The organism is Protofrankia sp. CiP1_Cm_nod4 (assembly GCF_982290645.1).
Genome location: NZ_CEVIVC010000202.1, coordinates 4,156 through 7,014 on the forward strand (window position 1 = coordinate 4,156; position 2,859 = coordinate 7,014).

3 protein-coding genes are annotated in these 2,859 nt (G+C 65.4%); 1 reads left to right on the forward strand and 2 read right to left on the reverse strand.

The features are described 5' to 3' along the window. Nucleotides 1-192: 192 nt before the first annotated feature. Both AC5LSR_RS22620 and AC5LSR_RS22625 read right to left on the reverse strand, forming a co-directional pair. Nucleotides 193-750 (reverse strand): GNAT family N-acetyltransferase, encoded by a 558-nt coding sequence (locus AC5LSR_RS22620; RefSeq protein WP_250290804.1) that lies wholly within the window; start codon nucleotides 748-750, stop codon nucleotides 193-195. A gap of 30 nt (nucleotides 751-780) precedes the next feature. Then, nucleotides 781-2,115 carry an NsdA family TPR-like regulatory protein gene (locus AC5LSR_RS22625; protein WP_250290802.1) on the reverse strand — a complete coding sequence of 445 codons (1,335 nt, stop codon included), beginning with the start codon at nucleotides 2,113-2,115 and terminating at the stop codon, nucleotides 781-783. Between the two features lie 398 nt (nucleotides 2,116-2,513). On the opposite strand from AC5LSR_RS22625, the gene AC5LSR_RS22630 reads away from it, so the two are divergent. Next, a partial coding sequence (locus tag AC5LSR_RS22630) for a radical SAM protein (RefSeq protein ID WP_250290795.1) occupies nucleotides 2,514-2,859 on the forward strand: 346 nt, incomplete at its 3' end.

The window sequence follows — 2,859 nt, forward strand, 5'->3', positions numbered from 1 at the left end:
GGGCCGGCCGAGGGGTACCGGTCACGGGTGCGCCGTTCGCTGTTGATCGCACCGTTCCGCCGTAATCGATCGTCCGGCGGGCGGTTCACAGATCGCACGCCGGAACGGCAACGACCCGGAGTCGGTGAGCCAACACCCACTCCAGGTCCTGATACCCGCGGTCTCAACCCTGCGGGCACAGGAATTCGAACGTCACAGGCTACGTTCCGGCACCAGCAGCATCGCGTCATACACGGGGGATTGCGGGGTGTGCTTGATGCACCCCATGATCCGGTAGCCCCAGCGCAGGTAGGCGCCATGCGCGGGTTCGTTGCCGACGATGCAGGTCAGCGTGGTCCAGGGTTCACCACGCCCGGCAATGACGGCGTCATGCAACCGACGGCCGATGCCCTGGTTGGTCGCGTCCGGGCGGACCATGAGCTCGCGCAACCAGAAAATTTTCCCAGCCTTGGCTGCGGCACGGGCGGCTACTGGTCGGGCCTCCCCGAGGGAGAGCCACCAGGACATGGCGGCAGGCAGGGTGACTCCGTGGACGTAGCCGACGAGCCGGCCGCCCACACGGGCCGTGACGCTTTCGAAGCCGCTCATTTCCAGCGCGGCGCGGAGGCGGTCGGCGTAGGCGTCGACAGAGAAGAACGGATCACCCGCGTACGACGGCACGCTGTAGACCTCAGCATAGACGTCGAGGAGTTCTTCGACAATGACCTTCACCGCGTGTGCATCATGGTGCCACAATTCGATGTCCGCCACGGTGGTGGATCTCCTTCTCTTTCACTGCCATCAGGCGGTGTACAGGCTGAGCCGTTCGGCCATTTCCCTGGCCGGGTCATGGGTCCGGTGGAGCGTGAGGCCGTTGCGGACGAGTACAAGCTGCTTCATGTTCCGAGTGGAGCTCATACCGCCGTCGACGAGCCGCAGTGATTCCTCGGCGGCTGCCACGGTGTGGTCGAGGTCGCGGTTCTGCAGGGCTGCATAAGCCAACCGGGCCAGGCACATCCCTCGGTTGCGGGAGTGCTCGATGTCCTGGAGTTCGGCGGAGCGGTCCAGCAGTTTCACCGACTGGTTGTGCTGACCGAGGTCAAGGCGACACATGCCTTCCAGACAGGTGAGTTCGGCCTGGTTGAGGAAGGCAGTCCAGTCAGGATCACGCTGACTGGAACCATGCTCGAAGTGGGTCCAGGCACGTTTGATCGCGCTTCCGGCGGAGACGTCATCGCCGAGCCGCGCGTGGCCCTGGGCCTCGCGGATGGCCAGCAGGGCTGCGACCCGCGGCGGGGCGGACCATTCGGCTGCGTGAGCCTGGGCGATGCGGGCGAAGCGCACGGCTTCGCGGGCCTTACCCAGATCCACGGACTGGCGGGCCATGTTGGACAGGGTGCGGGTGGCCAGAGCGTCGTCGCCGGCGAGCATCGCGGTGTTGAGCGCCTCGGAGAAGTACACCCTGGCCTCGGTCTGCCGGCCGGCGTCGTAGCAGAACCAGCCCAGCGATGTGGTCAGTTGACCGGTGATGCTGTGTAGTTCCTGGCTGATGCCATCGGTGTAGGTGCCTTGGTCGAGCAGACGGTGAAGCCACAGCAACTGAGCGCGGGCTGATCGCCACAGCCGATCACCGCCGAAGCGCTGGTCGATGGCGTCCAGGTCGGCGGCGGCGGACCGCAACAGTTCCACTTCCTCGCTGCCAACCCGAAGCTCTGCATCACCCAGCATGGCGGAGGCGCTGGAGGACATCCAAGGCAACGGGCCACCGGCGGCGGCCAGTCCTAAAGTGGCGGCCCCGGCGGCGAGGGCTTGACGACGGTTCTCGGTAAATCCAGCGGGCCGAACGCTCTCGGCCCGCCGTCTTCGGTAGAATCCGAGTTCGGAATCCGTTTTAGCGCCGAAGATAGCGCGCAACGCGGAACGGTAGTCCTCCTGAGGCCATCTGACTACACCACGCTCGAGTTTTCCGATATAATGATCGTCGATAGGTACAACTCGACCGTCCTTTTCTTGGAAGATCCATGAAGCGACAAGATCCGCTAGTTCTTGACGACTAATATTTTCACCTGGTGAGCGCATTGAATCGAGCCTCAGACGGGCATGGCGAAGCAGGTCGTTGGGCTTGGGATCTGGCATGGGGCGTACCTCCGATAGCTGACGAAGAAATTCTTGCACAGCCAGCAGCAGCCAGCCGGTCGGACTGTCCTGACGTTCCGCAGGCGTCGTAGCTGCCCCCAAACTGCCCCGAGAACTGCCTTGACGAACCAAAGTGCCCCTTCACAGCCCCGCCGGTGCCCTCGTCCTGGCTGAACGATTCCTGTGAACTTGCGTCAGTGGTTCCGACCGGGCTGACGATGTCCCCGGTGGCGGGCCGGCGGCGGGGTGACCGAGGCCGAGGCGCTGGCCTTCGCCGCCGGGCAGAACGCGGCGTTGGAAACGGTCCACATCGCGCTGGCCCGCGCCTGGGGCGCGAACGGGCCGCCAGGCCGGAGCGGGCCTGACGGTCGGCCATATTCCCAGAAACGGAGCGGCACGTGATCCCTGAAGCTACTTTTCCGGCCCGGTTCCTGTGGCTGGAGATCACCGGGCGTTGTCAGCTCGCGTGCGTCCACTGCTACGCGGACGCATCCCCACGCGGCAGCCACGGAACAATGACCGCCGCCGACTGGAGGCGTCTCATCGAGGACGCCGCCGGCCACGGCATTGAGATGGTTCAGTTCATCGGCGGCGAGCCGACCATGCACCCGGCCTTCCCCGCGCTGGTGACACACTCGCTGGCGGCCGGCCTGCGGGTGGAGGTGTTCAGCAACCTCTACCGGGTCACCCCCACCCTGTGGGAGCTGTTCTCCCGGCCGGGCGTCCGCCTGGCGACGTCGTACT